The organism is Ruegeria sp. AD9, assembly GCF_056542305.1.
Window position 1 is genome coordinate 18,716 of record NZ_JBQFZP010000006.1, and the last position, 22,407, is coordinate 41,122.

The window sequence follows — 22,407 nt, forward strand, 5'->3', positions numbered from 1 at the left end:
AAATGCTTGGGGGGCATAATGCCACGATACATCATTGAACGAAATTTTGCGGAACAGCTGAATATCAGCGACAACGACAAAATTCACATCAAAGAAATCAACGACGAAGTCGGCATTGAATGGATCTTTTCCTTCCTCAGCGCAGATAAGCGCAAAACATACTGCCTTTACGAAGCCCCGGATGAAGAAAGCCTGCGAAAAGCGGCCGAGCGTCTAAACATTCCTGCCGATGTCATCACGCCGGTAGATCGGATCGATCCGGGAATATTTGCCTGACGACCAGCTTTCCCCCACAACCAAGTATCCCCTTCTCAGGGCAATAACAAATTCACGAGGCAGCCGTGCGCGAAACCTTTCCTGAAACAAGGGAGGCCTAAGCATGTTTGACCTGAAAGCACTCGACGGACGTATCGCGACTGTGGATCAAGGCGATTTGGACGCGCTTGATGCCTCACTGCGCGGTGGGGTCTACCTGCCGGGAACCCCGGAATATGAAGAAGCCAGGATTACCTGGAACAGCATGTTCGAGCGTTACCCCGCCTTCGTGATCCGTGCGATGGGGGCAAGCGATGTCCAGAAGGCAATAAACTTCGTCCGACAAGCAGGCCTCATGATGACCGTTCGATCAGGTGGACACCAGATTGCAGGGCACGCCGTCGCGGACAAGGCCGTCATGCTGGACCTGTCCCAGATGCGTTCGGTTCACGTGGACCCTGCCCGCAAAACTGTCCGCGTTGCACCGGGTGCGTTGCTTGGCGACGTTGATCGCGAAACACAGGCCCATGGTCTTGTTGTCCCCACAGGCATCAACTCGACAACCGGCATCGCAGGGCTGACCTTGGGTGGCGGTTTTGGCTGGACGACGCGGAAATTCGGCATGACGATCGACAACCTTCTGTCGGCAGAAGTCGTGACGGCGGATGGCGCGATCGTCACCGCCTCGTCCACGAGCCACCCGGAACTTTTCTGGGCTATTCGTGGTGGTGGCGGAAACTTCGGTGTCGTCACCTCATTCGAATTCCAGTTGCATGATCTTGGGCCCGATATCCTGTCCGGCCTGATCGTGCACCCGATCGAAAAGGCACCAGAGCTGCTTTCCGCGTTTGTGGCCATTGCAGACACCTCCCCCGATGAGCTCACCGTCTGGAGCGTGATGCGAAAAGCGCCGCCACTCCCGTTCCTGCCGGAAGAGTGGCACGGGCGCGAGGTGCTGATTTTCGCGGCGTGCTATAGCGGCCCGATGGATGAGGGTGAAAAAGCGATGTCGGCCTTGCGCGCGCTGGGTGAACCGATTGTGGATGTCATTTCACCGCACAGGTTCGTGGACTGGCAGGCGGCGTTTGATCCCCTGTTGTCGCCGGGCGTCCGCAACTATTGGAAAAGTCATGACTTCAACACGTTGCCCCCGGCCGCCATCACGGACCTGCTGGACGCGATTTCCACCCTTCCTGACCCAGCATGTGAGGTTTTCATTGCTCATGTCGGTGGCGCGATGGCCCGCGTTGAGCCCGCTTCTACCGCCTACCCGCAAAGATCTGCGCATTTCATCATGAATGTCCACACGCGATGGGAGGACCCTGACAAGGATGACACCTGCATCGGGTGGGCACGCCAGCTGTACGAACAGATGAAACCATACTCAACAGGCAGTGCCTATGTGAACTTCATGCCTGAAGACCAGGCAGACCACGTGACCGGCGCTTATGGTGTGAACGGCGAAAAACTTTCCAAGATCAAAGGAAAGTACGATCCCACCAATTTGTTCAGGATGAACCACAATATTCTACCAACGTAAGACAACCATAGTGGTAGTACCCGATCGGCATTGATGTTGAGACTCTTGTCTTAGCACCACGCAAATTGTGTCGCTGGCCAATAATCGCGCCAAGCGGTTCCTCTCACCTATGGCCGCGCTGGCAATCATGCCCTCTTTTCGTGCAGCTATCCTAGATGCACAAGCGCGTTGAATTCACGGATCGCGAACGAAACCAACTTCCCTGATCCCGTTTCAAACACCTGTTTTACGCTTAAGCCTGCAATCTCGGTCGCTAGGAGCAATTCATCGAATAACCGCTTCGCTAATCGCAGAGCAAGTTTCCTTCGGCTTCTTGCTAGAACTATCCGATGGGCCCATTGCGGCGTCCGGTTCCCAGAACCTTCACCTCCAGCCAGTGGAAAACCAAGGCAATTACGCCCGCTATGAGAATGTAGAATACGGCCAACAGGATAAGCGGTTCGTAGACGATAAACGTATCGGCGCGCACACGGGACGACACGGCATAGATATCAACCACGGTTATTGTGGCGACCAGCGGTGTTGCCTTTAATTGCAGGATGGTTTCACCGCCCAAAGTCGGCAGAACATTGCGGATTGCCTGTGGTAACCAGATACGGCGAAACATCGTCAGCCTTGGCATACCAAACGCCTTGGCCGCCTCCAGCTGTCCTTTGGCAACGCCCTTGAAGGCTCCGCGCATGACCTCACCTTCGTAACCCGCATAAGAAAGTGTCAACGCCAGCACCGCATAGGGCCAAGCCTGACGCAGGTACGGCCAAAGTTCAGATGATCGTATCCATGGAAACTGCGGAAACAGAGAGCCGAGGCCATAATACAGCAGCCAAAGCTGCAAAAGCAGCGGCGTGCCGCGAATGATGGTACAAAACGCCTTTGCAGGTGCCGCAAGGTACCATGGCCCAACGGCCTGCGCTAACCCAAGGGGTACAGCCAGTAAAAAACCAAAAACGATCGTGACAACCAGCAGCCAGAGCGTGGCCCAGATTCCCTGCAATGCAAGCGGCGCATAATTGGGTATCCAGTCCCACCGCAATGTCATCGCGCACCAAACCACGATCCCGGCAAAGATCAGCATCATCACGATACGATGGGGTTGCATCAGAGATCTGAGGTCGATCATCTGCTGCCTCCGTTCAGAGCGGGTTGACCGCGCCGGGCCCATTTCTCAATCCGCGCAAAGATTCCACCCGAAAACAGCGTAACCATCAGATAAAGGAAGCCCGCCGCCAGGAAAAAGGTAAAGTAGGCCCGCGTGCTGCTGGCCGCCTGGCGCGTTTCCAGTGTCAGCTCGTTAAAGCCGACAACGGCCAGCAATGCGGTGTCTTTGGTTGCAATCAGCCACAAGTTGGCCAGACCCGGTACCGCAAAGCTCATCATGGCGGGGATCGTGACGCGCCGCATGGTCATGAAGGCCGGCATTCCGTAGGATTTCGCCGCTTCGATCTGACCGGGCGGAACCGCCTGAATGGCACCGCGCAGAATCTCGGTCGCATACGCGCCCTGAACGACGCCCAGCACCCAAATGCCTGCGGCAACTCCGTTGATCTCAACCCGGCCACCACCCATGGCAGCAGATATTTTGTTGATAATATCGGATCCTACGTAATACAGGATCAGGATCAGGACCAGTTCCGGCACGGCCCGGATCACGGTCGTGTAAATGGCAAGAAGGTCGCGCGTGACCTTCCCGCCGTAAAGTTTGCCATACGCTCCGAACAATCCGATCACGAGGCCCAGTGCATATGCGCCAAAAGCGATCTGCAATGAGTGGGACAATCCGCGTAGCAGATTGGCCCCCCACCCCGGTGGCGAGAGCGACAAAAGCTCTGCGCTCTGCGCCAAACCAAGTGATTCCAGAAATCCGGTCACGGCAACGGCTTAGTAGATGCTGGTCGAGAAATAGTTCGACGTGATCTTCTCGTGCGTTCCATCGGCAAGAATTGCCGCGATGCCCTTGTTCAACGCCGCAAGCAGGTCATCCTGCCCTTTACGAACGCCCGCACCGACACCACGCCCCAAAATGGCGGGATCGTCCTTCACGGCACCTTTGATTTCGCAGCAAGCACCGGCATCCGAATTCACAAAATCGGCCATCGCAATGCTGTCAGCTTGTGTGGCGTCGATCCGACCGGCAAACAAGTCCTGATTGGCCTCATCCTGAGTTTGATAGACGCGCAGTTCGGAATCCTTGAAGTATTCCTGCGCATAGGCTTGGTGGATCGTCGAAGCCTGAATGCCAATGACTTTACCCGCCAGCGATTCCGGGGTTGCTTCGATATCCATCGATTTATCGGCAACGATAACCGCAGGTGTGTTATAGTAAGGATCGCTGAAATCAATGGTTTTCAACCGTTCCTCGGTGATCGACATCGAGGCCATGATGGCGTCGATCTGCTGTCCGGTCAGCGAGGGGATAATACCGTCCCAGGCCACCGGCGTGATAACACAGTCAAGTTCCGCGGCGGCGCAAACTGCATTGATGACATCGATCTCCCAACCAACCCAGTTGCCTGAGCTGTCCAGCGACGCGAAGGGCGGATAAGGCTCGGCCGCGATGCCGATCTTGACCTCTTCTGCACTGGCAACACCAGCCGAAAGGACAGCGGCGGCAAGACCGGACGCGAGCAGTTTTTTGACGTTCATTTTGTTACTCCCTTTGGTTCATTATGTTGTTTTTCTGGATCAGGCGACCGAGCTAAGGAACTGCTTCAATCGCTCTGATTTTGGATTTCCGAAGACTTCGGAAGGTGGGCCTTGCTCTTCAATGCGGCCCTCGAAAAGATAGACGACGTGGTTCGCGACTTCGCGCGCAAATTTCATTTCGTGGGTCACAAGCAGCATTGTGCGCCCTTCCGCTGCAAGATCCCGGATTACGGTCAGAACTTCGCCTACAAGCTCTGGATCAAGCGCCGAAGTTGGCTCATCGAAAAGCATTACGGAAGGATCCACCGCAAGCGCGCGTGCGATGGCAGCGCGCTGTTGCTGACCGCCTGACAGATAGGCCGGATAGGTGTCGGCCTTGTCGCCGAGGCCCACCCTCTTGAGCAGTTCATGCGCCCGCGCGATAGCCTCTGCCTTTGGTACCTTAAGGACATGTACCGGCACCTCGATCACGTTTTCCAGAAGCGTACGGTGTGTCCACAGATTGAACTGCTGGAAAACCATCGCCAGCCGTGTACGGATACGTTCGATCTGGCGGCGGTTCGAGGGGCTGCCGTCGGCATGCATTTCAACCAGCTCACCGCCGATCGTGATCTTTCCCGAGCTTGGTGTTTCCAGAAAGTTGATACAGCGCAGCATCGTGGATTTGCCCGAGCCTGAGCCCCCGATGATGGCAACGACATCGCCCTTGTTCGCTGTCAGCGAGACACCTTTCAAAACCTCCAGCGTGCCGAAAGACTTGTGCAGGTCCTCAACCCTTATCGCCTCTTCAGACGTGGTTGCTTCGCGTGCGGGTGTTGCTGCTTTGGCTGTGTCCATATCCAAGAATCTTCTGATTTCAGCTTGCAGTAAGCCTCGAATCTCGCAATTATGCAAGTGTATAATAATTCCGTACCATGGATGACCCGGACGTGCAGGACGACAGCCGTAAATTTACACGTGAATCTGCCGAGTTTCGGCGCGAGGCGCTGATCCTGGCGACTTTGGACCTGATTGCCGAGATGGGCGTTCGGGGTGCCACTGTGCGTCAGATCGCGGCCCGCGCGAACGTGACCCAAGGGCTGATCCGGCACTATTTCTCATCCAAGGAAGAACTGGTTCAGGCTGCGTACGAACATCACATGAATACGCTGACCGATCAGACTGCTGCGTCGTCAGGGAAAGGCAGCGCAGTATCTCAGTTGACCAACTTCGTTGATGCGTCGCTGCGACCGCCAATCGTTGATCCAAGCGCTGTGGCCTTGTGGGCCGGCTTCCTGAACAAGGTACAGCGTGATCCGAAAATGCAACGCATCCACCAGCAAACCTACAGCTATTTCCGGGATCAGCTTGAAAAGCTGATCGTCGCCGCATTGCAAGAAACCGGACGTCCAGTCACCACGTCGCAAGCCGTGCAACTGGCCATTGCCTGCAACGCGGTTATCGACGGTCTTTGGCTGGAAGGCGGTGCGCTTCCAGATGAATTTTCCGAAGGTCAATTGGCGCAGATCGGATTGGATTCCGTCAGTGCTATCGTCGGTATCCCATTGATCAAAGAGGTGGAACAACCATGAAGACCACATCTGTGACAGAACGGTTAGCGGGCTTGGGTGGCGCCAAATGGGGCGTACATCTGAAAGCGCGCGACCTTATCAAGGCCGGAGCGGACATCGTCGAAATGACGATAGGTGAACCGGACGTGCCGGTGTCGGACGCGCTGGTCGAAGCCACCGTAACCTCACTGCGGGCCCAGCGAACGGGCTACTCCAATGGCCGTGGCGAAGCTGGCTTGCTTGACGCGCTTTCCGCCCGTTACTCGGCTTCCCGCGGACGCGTTTTCGGGCCCGAGAATTTTCTGTGCTTTCCCGGAACGCAGACCGCACTGTTCGCTGCCATGGCCGGCGTTGCCGAGGCCGGTGACGAAGTTCTGGTCGGTGATCCGATGTATGCAACCTACGAAGGGGTCGTGCGTGCTTCCGGGGCGGAAATGGTGCCCGTACCTCTGCGCCCGGAACACGGGTTTCGCATGCAGGCCAAAGATATCACCGCACGCGTAACACCGCGCAGCCGCGCCATTCTTCTGACAACGCCACACAACCCAACGGGCGCGATCCTGACCGCCGAGGAGCTAACCGAGATCGGACAGCTCGCGATTGCGCATGATTTGTGGATTATCTCGGACGAGGTCTATGAAGAACTGATCTTTGACGGGGCCAGATTTGTGTCGCCACTGGCAGACCCGGAACTGGCGGATCGTGTCATAGGCGTATCATCCATCTCGAAATCGCATGCCGCGCCGGGGTTCCGCAGTGGCTGGTGTGTCGGGCCAGCCGCGTTTTGCGAAGCGCTACTGCCCTATTCCGAGACCATGCTTTTCGGCAATCAGCCCTTTATCGCCGATATGACTGAAAAGGCGATCCGCGACGGGTCCGAGGTTGCCTCCGGCATGGCCGCCCGTTTTTCAGCGCGCGCCACGCTTTTGGCTGATCGCCTCGAAGCAGAAACGGATCTGACCGTTCACCGGCCTCAGGCGGGAATGTTCGCCATGATCAACGTCTCCGCCACCGGGCTGGACGGCGAAGCCTATGCCTGGGACTTGTTGCAGACCGGGGTGGCTGTCATGCCGGGATCCGCCTTTGGGGACAGCTTGAAAGACTGGGTGCGAGTGGCCCTGACGATCAGTGACACCAACTTTGCCACTGCGGTGTCCCGCCTCATCGATCACGCCAACAGAAAATCACGCGAGGTTGCATGAGTGAAATGACCGTGGGCGAAGCATTGGTTGCCAGGCTTCGCCAAAAGGATGTGACCTGCGTGTTCGGAATTCCGGGCGTTCATACGGTCGAGCTTTACCGCGGGCTTGCAGGCTCGGGCATTCGTCACGTTACACCCAGACACGAACAGGGTGCAGGGTTTATGGCCGACGGCTATGCGCGCGTGTCAGGCAAACCGGGTGTGGCCTTTGTGATCACCGGGCCTGGATTGACCAATACATTGACGCCGATGGCGCAGGCCCGCGCGGATTCAATACCGATGCTGGTGGTGTCCGGTGTCAACAAAACCGCATCTCTTGGCAGGGGTTTAGGGCATCTGCATGAATTGCCAGACCAGTTGGGACTGGCCAGGACCGTTGCGTTGCTGTCCGAACAAGTTTCCGCCACCAACGCTCTGGACCCGGTCTTGGACCGCGTGTTCCACACCCTCGCCAACGGTCGATCCGGACCGGTGCATATCGAAGTTCCGTTGGATATCGCAGCTTCAGATTATCAGGAAACACCGGTCGAACCGCCTGTCTCGGTCTCACCGATTGACCCGGCTTTGATCACCCAAGCCGCAAAGCAACTGGCCAAAGCGAAGAACGTTGTCATTCTGGCGGGCGGCGGCGCAAAGCATGCAGAGGCTGGATTGCAGGCACTGGCCGAAGCTCTGGATGCCCCCGTGGTGCAAACCGTCAACGCGCGCGGCCTGATGCACAGGCATCCACTGACCGTTCCGGCCAGCCCCAGCCTGAACGCGGTACGCGGCTTGATAGAAAGCGCCAATTGCATCCTTGCGCTGGGAACTGAGTTGGGGCCAACCGACTATGATATGTATGCCACCGGCCAAATTGCTGAAATGTCAGGGTTGATACGGGTTGATCGATGCAGCGAGCAACTGACGCGACATGAGGCAGCGCTCATCATTCAAGGTGACGTCAACTTGGCTGTATCAGCGCTGGTTGACGCTTTACCGCACAAGCCAAATCAAAGCGACGGTACGGAACGTGCAGGCAAAACACGTGACGCCGCCTGGGCGGAGATTGGTCCGGACTATCGCAAACAGGTAGAAATCCTCAACGCAATGCGCTCTGCGCTCCCGAACGCGCTAATGGTCGGAGATTCCACCCAACCGATCTATGCCGGCAATCTTTTCTACGACCACGACCGGGCCGGAGGCTGGTTTAACGCGGCAACTGGGTACGGCGCACTGGGCTATGGAATCCCCGCAGCCATCGGCGCTTCGGTCGCCGATCCCACAGCACGTGTGATATGCATCGCGGGCGATGGAGGCGCGCAGTTTTCTCTGCCTGAAATTATGGCCGCAGTCGACGAAGACCTGCCGGTCACCTTCGTGATCTGGAACAATCACGGATACCAGGAAATCGCCACGTCAATGCAGGATGCGGGCGTAACAGTCATAGGATGTGATCCCTCGCCTCCCGATTTTTCAGCAACGGCCAAGTCATACGGCATTCCATTCGCTTCGGTTCCAGCTGAACCGCAGGCTGTCGCGCAGGCATTGCGCCAAACTGCCGCCCAGAACGGGCCGGTAATGATCGAAGTCACCACTCCGAAATTCGCAGCTCAGAAAGATTGAAACATGTCAGACCCAACCTTTGAGTTTTCCCGCGCCATCACCCGCCGTCCGGCTCCGACTATTGCAGGCGGGTTGCGTGCAGAAGATATCGGAAACCCGGATTTCGACGGGATGACAGCGGCCCATAAGGCATATGTGGCAGCACTGAAAAGCACCGGGGCCGAGGTGATCGAACTGGATCCCCTGAACGCGTTTCCCGACGCACAATTTGTCGAGGATACAGCCCTTTGCCTGCCGCAAGGTGCGATACTGATGCGGCCCGGCGCACCTTCTCGGATGGGTGAAGTGGCTGAAATGGCACCGACCCTTCACGGCTGCTACGATACGGTTCTGGAAATCCAGGGCCCCGGCCATATCGAGGGTGGAGATATCCTTGTTACCGGTCGCGAAATTCTGGTGGGCCGGTCAGACCGTACCGACGCGGAAGGTGTCGCCGAGCTGGCGAAAATCACCTCGGAGTGGGGGCACAAACTGCGCGAGGTGTTCACGCCCGAGGGCGTCTTACACTTCAAGACAGATTGTTCACTGATGGACGCCGAAACAATACTGTCGACCCGACGGCTGGATGCCTCAGGCTGTTTCGAGGGCTACCGGGTGCTGCATGTTGCGGACGGAGAGGAAGCTGCCGCCAATGCGATCCGCTTCAACAATCTGGTGCTGATGGCCGCTGGCTTCCCACGCACAGCTGAGATGTTAGATCGTGAAGGGTATGAGGTCGTTGAAATCGACAACATCGACTGCGCAAAGCTGGATGGAGGAATGTCCTGCCTTTCGCTAAGATTTTAGGAGTGTAACCGGTAGCGTTCGATCCTTGGTGTTTCTTGCGAAAACTGTCGCCCGTACCGGTCTTTCCTTTCCCGCCATTCGCTCATAAATATAGGTGGCTGTCGATGATCTCGTCCGCCGAGTGCGGCCTGCAACCGGTTGCAAGACTTTTGTGATGGTGCATAATGAAGCTCTGATGAAAAACACCTTGATATCTCTGACCATCAACGACCGGAGCCGCACTGCGTGAGCGTGACCCTGAAAGACGTCGCCGCCTTGGCTGGCGTATCGCGATCTGCGGTGTCGCGCACCTTTACCGAAGGCGCCTCGGTCTCTGCAAAAACACGCAGCAAAGTTGAAAAGGCCGCGCGAGAGCTTGGCTACAGCCCCAATGCCCTCGCCTCGTCCCTGACAACCGGGCGCACCAAACTGATTGGGTTGATTTCGAACAACTTTCACAACCCGATTTTTCTTGAGGTGTTCGATCAGTTTACCCGCGCCTTGCAGGAACGCGGGCTGCGTCCTTTAATCGTGAACCTGACGGACGAGACCGAGCCCGCAAACTCGGTCCGCATGCTGCGCCAGTATTCGGTTGACGCGGCCATCGTTGCGTCTTCGACGCTGCCGCCCAGCTTTGCCAAGGCGTTCCACGATGCGGGCGTACCGGTGGTGCATACATTTGGCCGCTCGGCCACCTCGCCCGAAGTGCATGTGGTGGGAATCGACAACGTCGAATGCGGGCGCATGGCCGCGCGAGAGCTTTTGGCGCGCGGATACAAGCGTGTCGGCTATCTGGGCGGCCCCGAAGATGCAACCTCGGCACTTGACCGGTATCGCGGGTTCATGGAAGAACTGGCAGACCACCCCGATATCGAAGTAAGCCATTGTTTCGCAGGGGCTTATTCCTTCGAAGCTGGCCGCGCCGAAATGTTGCGCCTGTTGGCCGACACCCCGTCCGAGGCGTATTTCTGCGGCGATGACATCCTGTCTGTTGGCGCATTGTCCGCACTGGCCGATCACGGGCTGAAACCGGGTCAGGACATTGGAATCATCGGTCTGAACGACATGGAGATGTCGCGCTGGGAAAGCGTTAACTTGACAACGATCCACCAGCCGATCAAACAGATCATCACTTCATCCGTCGATCTGGTCGTTGAGATGCTGAAAGAGCCTCAGCGCTATCCCGAGGCCCGCATTTTCCCCTGCCGCGTGATCGAACGGGGCACATTGCGGCCCCGCCCCTGATCAGCGAAACATCGGCGGGCGCGCGTCCTGCCATGCGCCATCGGCCTTGCCCGACGCAACAGCCGCGTGGACGGCCGCAATGGACCGCAGCCCATCTGCCGCACCGGGTAGACCGTCGCGTCTTTCACCACGGATCGCATCCGCCAGATCGCAATAGATGTTGGCGACCGCCAGCGGAAAACCCTCGGGGTGCGCAATGGCGACACGCGACAGGCGTTGCACCTCATCGTGCAGACCGCCCTCACCCTTTTCGATGATCTGAGTACGCCCGCCGACCGGAGTATAGATCAACTGATTGGGCTGTTCGGACGCCCACCGCAGCCCACCGGTTTCGCCAAAGACCTGAATGTCAAAGCCATGCTGCCGCCCGATCGCCACTGATGACGTCCAAAGGCGTCCAACCGTGCCGCCCTCCATCCGGAAGTTGATCATTGCATCATCTTCCAGCTCACGGCTGACGATGGTCGAGGCCATGTCGGCAGACAGGGTTTTCACCTGATCGTCACAGATGAAACTGGCCATGTGCAACGCATGGATGCCGCAATCGGCAAACTGCCCTGAAACCCCGGCCATCGCAGGGTCATAGCGCCAGCGCACGCGCGGGTTATCCGCATCTGTGGCATCGCCATGATGGCCGTGGCTGAAATTGGTCACCACCAGACGCACCTTGCCGATATCGCCTGCGCGCACCATCGCACGGGCCTGACGCACCATCGGATAGGCGGAATAACAGTAGTTCACTGCACAGATCCTGCCCGAGGCTTCGGCCACGCGCACAATCTCTTCGCCCTCTTTCACCGTCATGGTCATCGGCTTTTCGCACAACACGTTAAAGCCTGCCTCAAGATAGGCCTTGGTAATCTCAAAATGGGTCGAATTGGGCGTCGCGATGGTTACCAGATCAATCCGATCCTCGCGGTCTTTTTCGCCCGCCAGCATCTCTTGCCAATCGCCATAGGCACGATCGGCAGCAACACCCAATCGCTGCGCGTATTCGCGGCCCACCTCGGGCCGGTGATCCAGCGCGCCAGCCGCAAATTCGAACAACCCGTCCGCCTGCGCCCCAAGGCGGTGTGCTGGGCCAATCTGGCTGCCTTCACCGCCCCCGATCATGCCCCATCTCAACTTAGCCATGGTCATTGTCTCTCATTGGAATTGTCACGTAGAGCGATCAGAAATCGCTAATGTCCTGCCACTGCCGCTGATCGGACGAGGTCAGCGCAGCGGCCAGCACACGATTGACCTCATGCCCGTCGCGGAACGTGGGCCAGATCGCCTCGCCGGTATGGATGGCCTGTAAAAAGTCCTTGGCCTCGATGATGATCTGGTCCTGATAGCCGGTTCCGTGACCCGGACCCTGACAGAAGGGCTCATAATCCGGGTGCGCTGGGCCAGTCAGGATCTTGGTGAACCCGCGCGCGGCTTCGGGCCCTTCGCGCTTGTACAGCCACAGCGCATTCTGGTCCTCCTGATCGAACCGGAGCGCGCCTTTTGTACCTGATATTTCATAGGCATAGCCCATTTTCCGCCCCGTCGCGACGCGGCTGAAATACAAGCTTCCCATGACCCCGTTTTCGAACCGGCACATCATCTGGGCATGGTCGTCATTTGTTACCGCACCACCGGGGCGGGTTTTGTGAACGGTCTCAACATCGGCCATCACCTGCGCAATGGGCCCGACCAAGGCCAATGCGCCGTTGACCATATGCGGGGCAAGATCGCCGATTGTGCCGTTGGCCATACCGGTCGTGCGCCAGGTGGCCGGGGCCTGCGGATCTGCATAGAAATCCTCGGTATGTTCGCCCCGGAACCACGTGATGTCACCAATCGCGCCATCGGTAATCAACTGGCGGGCATATTGGCTGGCGGGTGTGCGGATATAGTTGAACCCCACCATGTTCACCGCCCCCGAAGCCTCAGCCGCGGCAACCATCGCCCGACTGTCTTCAAGCGATGCGCCCAGTGGTTTCTCGCACAAGACCGGTTTGCCCAAGGCAAAAGCCGCTTCGGCAATCTGACGATGTGTTGACTGAGGCGAGGCGATCACGATTGCCTCGGCCTTGGGGTCTTCAACCAACATGCGCCAGTCATCGGTTGCCCGCTGAAATCCATAGGCCGCCCGGTAGCGTTCGGCACTGTCCGGGCTCGACGCGCAGATGACCTCAAGCCGGGGGCGCAACGCCGTGTTGAACACCGCTCCGACGGCCGACATCGCGACGGAATGGGCCTTGCCCATATAACCGCCACCCACGATTCCCACTCCGATTTCAGGCATCTGCCATGGCCTCGCACATTGTGTTTGCAACCGGTTGCAAAATCAGTATCGTGTGAATCGATTCAACGCAAGGTCCAAACTTTGCCCACCCACTTTGCCGGAGGACATGACGTGAGCGCTTTGATAGACGGTATCAAAGGAAATCGCTTTGCCGTTCTGGGGCGTGCGGGTATGGACCTTTACGCAGACCCGGTCGGTGTCAAAAGCGAAGAGGCCGATACGTTCCATGCCGATCTTGGCGGCTCGTCCGCGAATATCTGTGCCGGTCTGGTCAAGCTGGGCAGCCAGGCATCCTTGATCACCTCCATCTCGGACGATGCAATTGGTCGGTTCTGCCTCAACCGGTTGCAACATTACGGGGTAGATACCTCTTATATCCGCGTGTTGGGGGGCGAGTATCGCACCTCTCTGGCCCTGTATGAAAGCCGGACCGAGAACTTTCAGAATGTCATCTACCGCAACGGAGCGGTCGATTTTCAGGTTACTGACGCGGATGTGGACAGGGTTGATTACTCATCCTTCTCGGCCTTGATTTCGGCTGGCACCGTCTTTGCATCCGAACCCTCGCGCAGCGCCACGTTCCGAGGGTTTGAAAATGCGCGCAAAGCTGGTCTTCCGATCATTTTCGATGTTGATTACCGCCCCTACAGCTGGCCTTCGCCGGAAATTGCCGCTGACGTTCTGTCCCGTGCGGGCGAAGCCAGTGACCTGATTGTCGGCAATGATGAAGAGTTCGGCTTCATGGCCGGAGGTCTGGAAAAGGGCTTTGCCAAGGCACAGGACCTCGCCAAAAAACCGGGCCGGGTCGTCATTTACAAGATGGGCGAAAAAGGCGCCGTGACGCTGGCGGATGGGCAGGAAATCAAAACCGGGATCTACCCAGTGGACGCTATCAAGCCCGTCGGGGCCGGTGACAGTTTCATGGCAGGGCTTCTGGCTTCGATCGCGGCGGGGCACGCGCTGAAAGACTCGGTGATGCGCGGTTCTGCCTGCGCATCCATTGTCGTATCCAAACCCGGCTGCGCCCCCGCTATGCCCACGACCCCCGAACTGAACGCGTTCCTCGCCTCTCACTCCGGTCTGACCACATAGGAGTATCCCATGCATATCGCGCCCCATGACAATCAGAACAAGCCCATCGTTGACGCCGGCGATCCGACCGTTCCGCTGAACTATTTCAACATCGTCAAACTGAAAAAAGGCGAGGCGTTCGAATACCGGGTGCCGGGCTACGAGACCTGCATCGTCCCTGCAACCGGCAGCGTCGATGTGGATGTCGAAGGCGTTTCCTTCCCCAGGCTGGGCAACCGGGGCGAAGATGTCTGGGATGGCGAGCCCGAGGGCGTCTACGTACCCGTCGGCGCAAAGGTGCAGATGGTCTGCCTTTCTGACGCGACCGAAGTGTTCATTGCCGGTGCGAAATATGACAAGGTGCTGGACCCGTTCGATGTGCGCGAACACGACCTTGTGCAATATGGCAGCGACGACACCAAAACTCACCGCAAAATCAAACACATCCTTGGCCAAAAGCACCACGACAAGGTCGGCCGCCTATTGGTGAGCGAGCTGTTCACCGTCGGTCAGGGCGGCTGGTCGGGCTTTCCCAGCCACAAGCATGACACCAACCGCCTGCCGGACGAAACCCGCCACGATGAGACCTATAATTTCCGGTTCAAGCCCAACTGGGGCTCGGGCCTTCAGATGTTGCAGCGCGAAGATAACCAGCCGGGTGACGCCTATCACATCGTGGATGGATCGACCGTTTGCATCGACAAGGGCTATCACCCCTGCTGCGTTTTGCCGGGGTACGAGATGTATTATTTCACCATTCTCGGCGGCCTGACCCAGCGTTCTCTGGTGCAGTATTTCCAGCCCACACATGCCTATCAGATCGAAACCATTCCCGGCATCAAAGACATGATTGCGAAATTCAAATGACCCTCGTCACGCTGAAAGACGTCCTGCAACCTGCTTATGAACAGGGCTATGCCGTAGGCGGGCTAGTCACACTCGGCTGGGAAGATATGCGCGCCTATGTGGCCGCGGCCGAGGCCGAGAATGCGCCCGTGATCCTGCAAGCCGGTCCCAGCTGCCGCGACCACACTCCGCTGCCTGTACTGGGCAAGATGTTCCGGCATCTTGCCGAAAACGCTTCGGTTCCGGTCGTTGCGCATCTGGATCACGGCTATACGTTCGAAGACTGCAAGATCGCGCTCGACAGCGGTTTTACGTCCCTGATGTTCGACGGGTCGCGCAAGCCCCTGCGGCAAAACATCGATGAAACCGCCGCAATTGCCGAGATGGCCCATGCGGCAGGGATTTCCTGCGAAGGCGAGATTGGCTTTGTCGGCTATTCCGGCGGTGAAGGATCAAACGGCACCGACCCGGCAGAAGCCGCCCAGTTCGCACGTGAAAGCGGTGTGGATGCGATGGCGATATCGGTCGGCAACGTCCACCTGCAACAAAACAAGGAAGGCGGTCTGGACGAAGCCCGCATTGCCGAGATCGACGCCATGACCACAGTGCCTCTGGTTATTCATGGCGGGTCGGGCGTGCCGGTAGATCAGCGCATGAAGCTGTCCCGCGAAACCTCGATCTGCAAATTCAACATCGGAACCGAGCTGCGCATGGCCTTCGGCAATGCCCTGCGAGACGCTGTCAATCGCGATCCCGAACGATTTGACCGCGTGACCATCCTGAAAGAAACCCACGATCCGGTCGAAGCCGCCGCGCGGATGGTCATCCGTACCTTTGGCGCGCCGCCGCAACGTTGACGCGCGCTTTCGTCCTCAGATCGAACCCCCCTCGACCATGAAGTTGCCCGCGCTGCACATGGCGGCGTCGTCCGAGGCCAGAAACAGCACCATGCGCGCGACATAGACAGGCTCAATCGGATCGGGCAGGCATTGGCGGTCGACCTGTTTGGCCAGCGCCTCGGGCGTGACCCAGAGGTTCTTCTGGCGCTCGGTCATGATCCAGCCCGGCACCACCGTGTTCACACGAATGCGGTGATCGCCCAATTCGCGCGCCATGGTGCGGGTCAGGCCATGCACCGCCGATTTGGCGGTGGCATAGGCCGGAAAACCTGCCCCGGCCTCCCACCACGAATTCGATCCGATATTGACGATCGAACCTGCGCCCTTGGCGATCATACCCGGGGCCACAGCCTGAATGGCAAAGAACATATGGCGGATATTGGTCGCCATCCGCTCATCCCAATAGTCCGGCGTCACCTTGCGCCAGTCGTGGCGGTCATCCTGGGCGGCGTTGTTGACCAGCACATCCGCCTCGCCCAACTCCTCGACCAGTTGCTCCAGCGCGGCCCGCATCCCTTCAATATCGCGCAGGTCACATTGCGCAAAGGCGTGTTCACCGTCCAGGTCCGCCAGCAGAGCATGGCCCGCATCCGCATTGATATCCAGAAACCCGACCTTCGCCCCTTGCGCGGCAAAGGCGCGAACGGTTTTCGCACCAATTCCCCCGGCCCCGCCGGTGATGACAACCGTTTTGCCCGCAAGGCTTGGGTAATTGGCGAAGTCTTGGCTCATCCGTCACGCTCCATGATCCATTCGACCTCGGGGGCCAGGGCAAACCGCCATTTGCGCAGGGGGCCCGCCATGACGTTCAGGTAATACATCTCAAACCCATAGGGCGCGCCACAAGGGTGATGGCCGCGCGGAACAGTCACAACATCGCCATCGGAGACAGCCATCGTCTCATCCAACTGGCCATCATCGGTATAGACCCGCTGAATTCCGAACCCGTTGGCCGGGTTGAGGCGGTGATAATACGTCTCTTCCAGATAGGTGATGCGGGGAAAATCATCCTCATCATGTCGATGACTGGGGTAAGAGGACCAGTGCCCATTGGGCGTAAAGACCTCGGTCACCAGCAGACTGTCGGCATAATCCTCGTTCTCCATCGCGATATTGTTGATATATCGCGTATTCACGCCCTTGCCGCGTTCGGTCAGGGTGATGCCATCCGGCCCAATCCGGCGCGCTTTGTGGCCGCCCTTGCCCGGGGCCGAGCAGACCGCCACAACACAATCGGTTTCCGCCACAGCCTCCCACTCGGTTCCGTTGGGCAGATACAGGCTATGCGGCGGTGTCTTTTCGAACACGTTCATCCGACCGCCCAACACGCCCCAGTCCTGCCCAGCCCCGGTGATCCGCGCCTTTCCTTCGACCATCACCAGAATGACTTCGCGGTCTCCTGTCGCCTCGGCCGCCCTGTCGCCTGCTTGCAGATGATAGAGCCCAAAACCCACATATCGCCATCCGGCACTGTCCGGGGTGATGTCATGTACCTTGCCACGGGTTCCAATAGGCTTCTTCAGCAGATCTGCCATTCTTGTTCTCCTTATTGGACGGGCCTAAACGGCCCGCCTGTATCGCCCTCAGGCCGCTTGCCGTGCTTGCAGGGCCAAAAGCGCGGCAGACAGCTGAGCCTCGGCCCACCCTTCCGATACGGCCCTGTGCAATATGTCGGCCTGGCTTTCGGGCGCGTTGCCACCAATCGGCGGGTCGGTGTCCAGATTGGTCGGGAACGGATAGCCCTCAGCCGTTGCGGCAATAGCGGCATTCAGCTCTGCCGCACTCAGCGCCCCCCGTTGTTTCAGGGCGACCAGCGACGGAAACACCGCCTGCGACATGGACTGCCGGTCAACCATCTCCATCGCGCGGCCAAAAGCGGATGAGACCTGCAACAGGTTCGCCATCCGCTGAATATCCGTACTGCTGTTTTCCCCGGCAGCGTGGAACAGCGCCGGGTTGAAGAACACCGCATCCCCCTTCGCAAGGGGCAACTGAATGTAGTTCTCTTCAAAAAACGCCCGGTGTGCCGCATCGTGAAAGGCCAGATATCCCGGCGCGTAAAGCTGCGAAAACGGCAACAGTTTGGTTGGGCCGCTTTCCACGGGCATGTCACAATGCGCAACCGCGCCTTGCAAGGTCAGCGAGGCCGTCACCAGATGGGCATGGGCCGGATACCGGGCGGCGCTGTCGGCGGTTTGAAAGCCCAGATGGTAATCCCGATGCGCCTGCTGTGCCTTGCCGCCGGGGCGCACCTGATTGATTTGCGCGGTCATTTGATAGTTCGGCCCCAGCCACGCCTCGCAAGCCGCTGCAATGGCCACATTCCCGAAATAGAGTGCAAAGCCCTCGGGGTCGCGCAAGCACTGTTTCTGCAATGCGTTCCATATGCGGTCATTCGCGCCCGAGGCCGCGAAGTGGTCGCCTTCTCCGGCCCCGCCCTGACGTTCTTCCACGATGATCTGCTGGAACACAGCCGTCGCCCGGTCGATCACGGACGTATCCGCAAATGCGCCTTTTAGAACGATCACACCCGCAGATTTGTCCAACACGCCTGCCCATTCCGCCAGCAGCGCTTTTCTTTGATCTGCCTTCTCCAGCGCCGGGCGCAGCGCATGCATATCATAGATCGGAACGTTCTTTTGCACCGATGCGGCATGAGGAACCGCACCGGCTGTCAGGTTTTGCGAGGTCAACACCTTGAATTCATCCAGATCACAGGATTCCCGGTCAAAATAGCCGACATATCCAAGGTCTTGATGTACCATGACAAACTCCTCTTTCATGGCTTCGGTGTTGCCCCGAGGGGCGGTGATTAAACGGTGATCTCCAACCCTGCCTTGCCGCAAACCTCGACGATGTGGTCATAGCCCAATTTGGAGTACTCATAGGGCGGCGCCTTGGCGGGGTCCTGCTCTGCCTCGACCACGATCCAGCCGCTGTAATCCATTGCTTTCAACGCGTTGGCTACGGCCTGAAAGTCGATGCAGCCATCACCCGGCACGGTGAATGCGCCGGCAATTACGGCATCCAGAAAGCTGCGATTGTTCTCGCGCGTGTCCTGCACGATGTCTGGGCGGATGTCCTTGAAATGCACGTGATGCACCCGGTCGCCCCAACGGTTCAGCGTGGCCATCACGTCGCCACCGCCAAACAGCAAGTGACCCGTATCGAAACACAGCTTCAGCTCGGGGCCTGAACCTTGCATCAGCCAGTTCACATCCTCTTCGCTTTCGATGATCGTGCCCATATGATGGTGATAGGCCACCGGCATACCCTGATCTGCCATCCATTTGGCAAGCTCGGTCAGCTTGCCCGCATAGGCCAGAACCTCGTCTTTGGACAGCTTCGGGCGGTCATTGACCGGTGTTCCGATCTGCCCCTGAACGGTATTTGAACACTCGGCGTAAACAATGCAGGGGCTGTTCAGCGCAACAAATTGTTCCACCTGCTCGCGCACGATGGCGATCTCGGCCTCAAGGTCATTGACCAGAGTACTGCCCGAACACCAACCGCCACACAGCGCGATGTCGTTTGCGTCCAGATAGGCGCGCAACCCTTCGGTGTCGCCGGGCATCCGCTGGCCCCGTTCAACACCGGTATAGCCGATCTCGCGCGCTTCTTTCAGCGCCTGCTCCATCGTGTAGGCTGCGGTCAGGTCCGGCAGATCGTCATTCTGCCAGGCAATCGGAGAGATACCGATCTTCACGCTCATTTCGTGTTTCTTTCCTTGATGGCGACCTCATAGGCCGCACGTTTTTCGTTTACTTCCGGACGGATGCTGACCTCGGGCACCGCCACTTCCCACCACGTTCCGCCATATTCGGTCGATGGGTAGGGATCGGTGTCGATCACCACCACATAGGGGCCTTTGATGTCACTTCGCTTCGCCAGTGCCTCCTCAAGCTCGGTGATCGAGCTGACCTTGAGCGCGGTCGCCCCCATTGCTTCGGCATGTTTGGCAAAGTCGATCACCGAATTTTCGCCGCCGATTGCGTGATCCAGCAGGTTGTTAAACTCGGCCCCGCCGGTTCCCATCTGCAAACGGTTGATGCAGCCAAAGCCGCGATTGTCGGTGACCACAACGGTGAACGAAATCCCCATCATCGCCGCCGTCGCCATTTCCGAGTTCGCCATCATGTAAGTACCGTCGCCGGTAAAGCAGATCACGTCGCGGTCGGGCTGGGCCATCTTGATGCCCATCGCACCGGCGATCTCATACCCCATGCAGCTGAAGCCATATTCCATATGATAGGCACCGGAGCGCGGTGCCTTCCACAGCTTGTGCAACTCACCCGGCATCGTGCCCGCGGCACACATGGCAACGGTGTTTTCATTGGCCACCCGCTGCACGGCACCAATCACCTGCATATCCGTGGGCAGCGCATTGGTGTCTGCGGGCGCGTCGGTCAATGCGTCGACCTTGGCAAACCATTCCGACTTCAGCGTTGCAGGCATATCAGGCGCGCGGTAACCGCCCAACGCGTCGCTCAGTTCACCCAGTCCAACGTGGGCGTCAGCCTGCAGCGGCATCGCGCCGTGCTTTGCCGCGTCATAGGCGGCGGTGTTCAGGCTGATCAATTCCCGCTCGGGGTTCGCGAACAATCCCCATGACCCGGTTGTGAAATCCTGAAACCGGGTGCCGACGCCCAGCACAAGATCCGCCTCGGCGCAGATATCGTTGGCAGGCTCACCGCCGGTGACGCCAATCGGACCAAGGTTCAGCGGATGATCCCAGGCCAGCGCGGATTTACCTGCCTGCGTCTCGGCCACCGGCACATTGTGCGCCTCGGCAAAGCGCTGCAAAGCGGCGGTCGCGTCCGAATAATGCACACCGCCCCCGGCCACGATTACAGGGCGCTTGGCTGCCTTAATCGCGGCCACGGCCCGTGTCAGTTCACCCTCATCCGGACGAATTCGGCGCTGATACCAGACGCGCGGCTCAAAAAAGCTTTCGGGATAGTCATAAGCCTCGGCCTGCACATCCTGACAAAAGGCCAGCGTCACCGGACCGCAATCCGCCGGGTCCGTCATCGTGCGGAAGGCGCGCGGCAGCGCCGTCAACAGGTGCTCCGGCCGGGTGATGCGGTCGAAATAGCGGCTGACCGGTCTGAAACAGTCATTCGCGCTGATGGTTCCGTCCGAGAACACTTCGGGTTGCTGCAAAACCGGGTCGGGACCACGCGTGGCGAACACGTCACCGGGCAGCAACAAAACCGGCAGGCGGTTCACATGGGCCAGAGCAGCAGCGGTGACCATGTTGGTGGCCCCCGGCCCGATGGACGAAGTGACCGCCATCGCCCGCCTGCGCCCCAACTGCTTGGTATAGGCAATCGCGCAATGCGCCATGGTCTGCTCATTATGACCGCGATAGGTGGGCAGGCTGTCTTTCGCACCGTGCAGCGCCTCGCCCAGACCGGCCACGTTGCCATGGCCGAAGATCGCCCAGACACCTGCGATAAAGGGCTCTCCGTCCTCGTTCATCTGCGCGCCCAGATAGCGCACCAGAGCCTGCGCCGCGGTCAGTCGGACTGTCTTGCTCATCATGATCCCTTTCAACTCAGCTCCGCCTTTGGCGACCTACGGGTTTTCTCATTTGCGAAAGTGCCAGCTTTTGTATCAAAGCCTGAAAAAAGTGGGGCGTCACGTGCCACCGCCCGATGGATGCCCCATTGGGGCATCCAAGTTCTGTACTTTAAACCGTACCGCCCAGCGATCCTTCTAGCTCGGCCATTTCCTGACCGCCTGCCATCAGGTCCTGCAACTGCTCTGGCGTGATCTCGCCACGCGTTGCTGTGCCCAGCGTCTTGCCCCGGTTCAAAACGGTGAACCTGTCACCCACCGCCAGCGCGTGACGCACGTTGTGGCTGATGAAAACCACGCCGACGCCCTGACTGCGCACCTTGTCGATGGTGGCCAGAACGTTCGAAGTCTGGCGCACACCAAGGGCCGAGGTCGGCTCGTCCAAGATCAGGATCTTGGCACCAAAATACACGGCGCGGGCAATGGCAACGGTCTGCCGTTCCCCCCCAGACAGGGTGCCAACAGCCTGATCCGGCCCGCGCAGGTTGATGCCCATCTTGCGCATCTCTTCCATGCAGACCTCATTCGCGTGTTCAACATCGAACCGCTTCAGCAGACCTTTACCCTTGGTCGGCTCGCGCCCCATGAAAAAGTTGCGCGTGACGCTCATCAGCGGGATCATCGCAAGGTCCTGGAACACGGTCGCAATGCCTGCCTCCATCGCATCCCGCGGAGTGTCAAAATGCAGCGGTTTGCCCTCGAAAAAGATCTCGCCCTTGGTGGGTTTATGTACCCCGGACATGGTCTTGATGAAGGTCGACTTGCCCGCGCCGTTATCGCCCAGCAGGCAGTGGCATTCACCCGGCTTGACGTCAAAACTGACGCCCGCCAATGCGATGATGTTGCCAAAGTGCTTCTCGATATCCTTCATTTCCACGATGGGGGCCTGATCGCCTGCCGCATCGCCATGGTGGAACTTGGTATCTTCGGTCATA

General features: G+C 58.5%; 22 protein-coding genes. 10 read left to right on the forward strand and 12 right to left on the reverse strand.

Going from position 1 to position 22,407, the window contains the following annotated elements; genetic code table 11:
* Positions 1–18 precede the first annotated feature (18 nt).
* Positions 19–276: a DUF4242 domain-containing protein gene (locus ACR0AM_RS10495; RefSeq protein WP_209504668.1), complete on the forward strand. Its 258-nt coding sequence runs from the start codon at positions 19–21 to the stop codon at positions 274–276.
* A gap of 103 nt (positions 277–379) precedes the next feature.
* Positions 380–1,795, forward strand: coding sequence for an FAD-binding oxidoreductase (locus ACR0AM_RS10500; protein WP_480622861.1), 1,416 nt, complete (start codon positions 380–382; stop codon positions 1,793–1,795).
* A gap of 322 nt (positions 1,796–2,117) precedes the next feature.
* On the opposite strand, the gene ACR0AM_RS10505 is transcribed toward ACR0AM_RS10500, so the two are convergent.
* From ACR0AM_RS10505 to ACR0AM_RS10520, 4 genes are read right to left on the reverse strand one after another with little or no spacing between them, the layout of a single operon-like run.
* On the reverse strand, positions 2,118–2,915 hold the full coding sequence (locus ACR0AM_RS10505; RefSeq protein WP_480518610.1) for an ABC transporter permease: 798 nt from the start codon (positions 2,913–2,915) through the stop codon (positions 2,118–2,120).
* A complete protein-coding gene (locus ACR0AM_RS10510) occupies positions 2,912–3,664 on the reverse strand; it encodes an ABC transporter permease (protein ID WP_480475310.1) in 753 nt (250 codons plus the stop codon). The genes ACR0AM_RS10505 and ACR0AM_RS10510 overlap by 4 nt, the downstream gene beginning before the upstream one ends.
* Positions 3,665–3,673: 9 nt before the next feature.
* Positions 3,674–4,438 (reverse strand): transporter substrate-binding domain-containing protein, encoded by a 765-nt coding sequence (locus ACR0AM_RS10515; RefSeq protein ID WP_480475308.1) that lies wholly within the window; start codon positions 4,436–4,438, stop codon positions 3,674–3,676.
* A gap of 39 nt (positions 4,439–4,477) precedes the next feature.
* Positions 4,478–5,275 (reverse strand): ABC transporter ATP-binding protein, encoded by a 798-nt coding sequence (locus ACR0AM_RS10520; protein WP_480622862.1) that lies wholly within the window; start codon positions 5,273–5,275, stop codon positions 4,478–4,480.
* A 77-nt stretch (positions 5,276–5,352) separates the two neighbouring features.
* Here ACR0AM_RS10520 and ACR0AM_RS10525 point away from each other — a divergent pair, with 77 nt between their 5' ends.
* The 5 genes from ACR0AM_RS10525 (at position 5,353) to ACR0AM_RS10545 (ending at position 10,801) form a co-directional block, all read left to right on the forward strand.
* Positions 5,353–6,009, forward strand: coding sequence for a TetR/AcrR family transcriptional regulator (locus tag ACR0AM_RS10525; protein WP_480622863.1), 657 nt, complete (start codon positions 5,353–5,355; stop codon positions 6,007–6,009).
* Positions 6,006–7,190, forward strand: a complete 1,185-nt coding sequence (locus ACR0AM_RS10530; protein ID WP_480622864.1) for a pyridoxal phosphate-dependent aminotransferase — start codon at positions 6,006–6,008, stop codon at positions 7,188–7,190. Before ACR0AM_RS10525 ends, ACR0AM_RS10530 begins: the two co-directional genes overlap by 4 nt.
* Positions 7,187–8,791: a 5-guanidino-2-oxopentanoate decarboxylase gene (locus ACR0AM_RS10535; RefSeq protein ID WP_480622865.1), complete on the forward strand. Its 1,605-nt coding sequence runs from the start codon at positions 7,187–7,189 to the stop codon at positions 8,789–8,791. The genes ACR0AM_RS10530 and ACR0AM_RS10535 overlap by 4 nt, the downstream gene beginning before the upstream one ends.
* A 3-nt stretch (positions 8,792–8,794) precedes the next feature.
* Complete coding sequence (locus ACR0AM_RS10540) at positions 8,795–9,577, forward strand: arginine deiminase family protein (RefSeq protein WP_480622866.1); 783 nt, start codon at positions 8,795–8,797, stop codon at positions 9,575–9,577.
* A 225-nt stretch (positions 9,578–9,802) separates the two neighbouring features.
* Entirely contained in the window at positions 9,803–10,801 is a 999-nt protein-coding gene (locus tag ACR0AM_RS10545) for a LacI family DNA-binding transcriptional regulator (protein WP_480622867.1), read from the forward strand.
* Here the strand turns inward: ACR0AM_RS10545 and ACR0AM_RS10550 are convergent, their stop codons facing one another.
* On the reverse strand, positions 10,802–11,935 hold the full coding sequence (locus ACR0AM_RS10550; RefSeq protein ID WP_480518598.1) for a Gfo/Idh/MocA family protein: 1,134 nt from the start codon (positions 11,933–11,935) through the stop codon (positions 10,802–10,804).
* A 37-nt stretch (positions 11,936–11,972) separates the two neighbouring features.
* Positions 11,973–13,076, reverse strand: coding sequence for a Gfo/Idh/MocA family protein (locus ACR0AM_RS10555; RefSeq protein WP_480622868.1), 1,104 nt, complete (start codon positions 13,074–13,076; stop codon positions 11,973–11,975).
* A 111-nt stretch (positions 13,077–13,187) separates the two neighbouring features.
* Here ACR0AM_RS10555 and iolC point away from each other — a divergent pair, with 111 nt between their 5' ends.
* Genes iolC through ACR0AM_RS10570 form a run of 3 tightly spaced genes read left to right on the forward strand, consistent with a single transcriptional unit; the run spans position 13,188 to position 15,850 of the window.
* The gene (gene iolC, locus ACR0AM_RS10560; protein WP_480622869.1) at positions 13,188–14,168 is read left to right on the forward strand and encodes a 5-dehydro-2-deoxygluconokinase; all 981 of its coding nucleotides are present in this window, start codon (positions 13,188–13,190) and stop codon (positions 14,166–14,168) included.
* Between the two features lie 9 nt (positions 14,169–14,177).
* Positions 14,178–15,014: a 5-deoxy-glucuronate isomerase gene (locus ACR0AM_RS10565; protein ID WP_480518593.1), complete on the forward strand. Its 837-nt coding sequence runs from the start codon at positions 14,178–14,180 to the stop codon at positions 15,012–15,014.
* Entirely contained in the window at positions 15,011–15,850 is an 840-nt protein-coding gene (locus ACR0AM_RS10570) for a class II fructose-bisphosphate aldolase (RefSeq protein ID WP_480475286.1), read from the forward strand. The genes ACR0AM_RS10565 and ACR0AM_RS10570 overlap by 4 nt, the downstream gene beginning before the upstream one ends.
* Before the next feature lie 15 nt (positions 15,851–15,865).
* Here the strand turns inward: ACR0AM_RS10570 and ACR0AM_RS10575 are convergent, their stop codons facing one another.
* From ACR0AM_RS10575 to ACR0AM_RS10600, 6 genes are all read right to left on the reverse strand, one after another.
* Positions 15,866–16,624: an SDR family NAD(P)-dependent oxidoreductase gene (locus tag ACR0AM_RS10575; RefSeq protein WP_480495533.1), complete on the reverse strand. Its 759-nt coding sequence runs from the start codon at positions 16,622–16,624 to the stop codon at positions 15,866–15,868.
* Positions 16,621–17,427, reverse strand: a complete 807-nt coding sequence (gene iolB / locus ACR0AM_RS10580; RefSeq protein ID WP_480554161.1) for a 5-deoxy-glucuronate isomerase — start codon at positions 17,425–17,427, stop codon at positions 16,621–16,623. The genes ACR0AM_RS10575 and iolB overlap by 4 nt, the downstream gene beginning before the upstream one ends.
* A gap of 48 nt (positions 17,428–17,475) precedes the next feature.
* A complete protein-coding gene (locus tag ACR0AM_RS10585) occupies positions 17,476–18,657 on the reverse strand; it encodes a phytanoyl-CoA dioxygenase family protein (RefSeq protein ID WP_480622870.1) in 1,182 nt (393 codons plus the stop codon).
* Positions 18,658–18,704: 47 nt separating this feature from the next.
* The gene (iolE, locus tag ACR0AM_RS10590; protein WP_480518582.1) at positions 18,705–19,604 is read right to left on the reverse strand and encodes a myo-inosose-2 dehydratase; all 900 of its coding nucleotides are present in this window, start codon (positions 19,602–19,604) and stop codon (positions 18,705–18,707) included.
* Positions 19,601–21,433: a 3D-(3,5/4)-trihydroxycyclohexane-1,2-dione acylhydrolase (decyclizing) gene (gene iolD, locus ACR0AM_RS10595; protein ID WP_480622871.1), complete on the reverse strand. Its 1,833-nt coding sequence runs from the start codon at positions 21,431–21,433 to the stop codon at positions 19,601–19,603. The genes iolE and iolD overlap by 4 nt, the downstream gene beginning before the upstream one ends.
* 151 nt (positions 21,434–21,584) lie before the next feature.
* A complete protein-coding gene (locus ACR0AM_RS10600) occupies positions 21,585–22,406 on the reverse strand; it encodes an ATP-binding cassette domain-containing protein (RefSeq protein WP_480475274.1) in 822 nt (273 codons plus the stop codon).
* Position 22,407 lies beyond the last annotated feature (1 nt).